2 protein-coding genes are annotated in these 2,059 nt (G+C 61.9%); both read left to right on the forward strand.

Going from position 1 to position 2,059, the window contains the following annotated elements; genetic code table 11:
* The first annotated feature begins 106 nt into the window (after positions 1-106).
* Positions 107-1,429 (forward strand): hypothetical protein, encoded by a 1,323-nt coding sequence (locus tag VJ307_06130; protein HJX73718.1) that lies wholly within the window; start codon positions 107-109, stop codon positions 1,427-1,429.
* An 8-nt stretch (positions 1,430-1,437) separates the two neighbouring features.
* Positions 1,438-2,059, forward strand: a 622-nt coding sequence (locus VJ307_06135) for a hypothetical protein (GenBank protein HJX73719.1), incomplete at its 3' end; no start/stop codon positions are given.

Raw genomic sequence — 2,059 nt, forward strand, 5'->3', positions numbered from 1 at the left:
ATACGGCACGCGGCCCCCGTACGGTTCGACCTCTTGCGGGAAGATATGACGAGGCCGGTTCTTCCCTGGGAGATCGACAGCCGAAACAAACCGGTGGGAGGGAAACGTGACTACGAATACGCCCCTGACTGAAGAAACACGCAAGATCCGGGTCGCGGCGCTGCCCAAACCCCTCAAGCACGTGGAGGAGACCGGGCTCCCCATGGAATTCCTGGTGGAGCTTGCGTGCAAGATGCTCTATTTCGGAGGGGTGCTGACCCTCGCCTCCATTTCGGAGGAGATTGCGCTGCCCATCAGCGTGATCAGCGACGTCATGGAGTTCATGAAAAAGGAACGCCTTGCGGAAGTGAAGAAAGGCGCGGACATCCGGGCTTCGTATACCTATGCGATCACCGACCTTGGGAGGGAGCGGGCGAAGGAATATCTGCTGCTCTCCGGTTACGTGGGAGCGGCGCCGGTGACGCTCCGGGAGTACTCGGAGATCGCAAGGCGGCAGACGGTCAGGAAGATGGCGGTGACCCGGGAGGCGATGCAACGGGCGTTTCAGGGGGTAATTCTGGCACCGGGACTTCTCGACCGTCTCGGGCCGGCGGTGAACTCGGGTCGCTCTATATTCCTCTACGGCCCCTCCGGAAACGGCAAGACCTTCATCGCGGAGCACATCGCCAAGGTGTTGAGGGGATACATCTTCATTCCCCACGCACTGTACATGGATAACCAGGTAATCCGGATCTACGATCCCGTGAACCACCGCAAAATCGATCTGGGCACGCCGTCGGACCCCACGAAGGCGATTCTCGAGAACCGGGCGGAGTACGACCGCAGATGGGTTCTTTGCGAGCGCCCTGTGGTGGTCGCCGGGGGCGAACTGACGCTTTCGATGCTCGATCTCAGCTTCGACCCGGTTTCCAAGTTCTATGAGGCGCCGCTTCAGGTGAAGGCCAACGGCGGGGTCTTCCTCATCGACGACCTCGGGCGCCAGCTCGTCCGGCCATTCGATCTCCTCAATCGGTGGATCGTTCCCCTGGAAAAGGCGCGCGACTACCTCACCCTCCAGAACGGGAAGAAGTTCGAGGTTCCTTTCGACCAGATCATTCTGTTTTCGACGAACATCGAACCTCGCGAGCTGGCCGACGAGGCGTTTCTGAGAAGGATCGGGTACAAGATCAAAATCGACTATCTGCGGGAAGAGGAATACGTGGCAATCTGCCGGCAGGTGAGCGAACGCCTCGGACTCGAGTTCCGCGAGGAGGCCATCCGCTACCTGCTCGACGAGCAGCACGCAGTCCGCGGGATCCGGCTGAGCGCGTGCCATCCCAACGACATCCTGAGCAGGGTGGTGGAGATCAGCCAGTACGAAGGGATTCCACCGAAGATAGAAAACGAGATGATCCACCGCGCCTGCCGGGATTACTTCACGGAACTGTGAAGGTCGCAATGAACAGCGTATCGTACGTCGGCACCATGGAGAGATGGCAGGCCCGGGTCCTGAGGTGGATGACGGGCCTCTCCCTTCTTTTTCACGCCGGTGTGATCCTTCTTGGATCGACCGTTTCGGCCCTCTTTCCGCCGGCGGCGGTTCCTCCGGTGGTGATCGTGGAGCTTTTGGACGCCCCGATGTCGACGCTTCCCGAGGAAGAGCCTCCTCCCCCGTCCCCGGTAATCCGGGAAACCGTCGCCTCCCCCTCCCGGCAGCCTGCCCCGTTACCCCCTGCTGCTGCAAGACCATCCCGGGCGGAGCAGTGGCTCAAGAAGCTGGATGCCGGCCTGGTGAAAGTATCCGAGGCCCCCGTATCCAGGAAAACGGGGAAACCCGGCGGCATACCCGTGCGCCACTGGGAGACCGGGGCCAATCCCAGGCCAGGCGATTTCGCTCCCGCCGTGGCCCCGGAAAACAAGGCGCTCCTGGGGCAGATCTCCGACCTGGAGGGGAAAATCAGGGCCGGCGGGGTTCCCGGTGTGGGGGTGGGGGGGGAAGTGGAGGTTTCGGCAATGTTCGGCGGGACAGGGACCGCCGGGGGAGACCCGATCCCTCCCTGGATCCGGGACATGATACGGA

This window comes from Candidatus Deferrimicrobiaceae bacterium (genome assembly GCA_035256765.1).
Lineage (GTDB): Bacteria > Desulfobacterota > Deferrimicrobia > Deferrimicrobiales > Deferrimicrobiaceae > CSP1-8.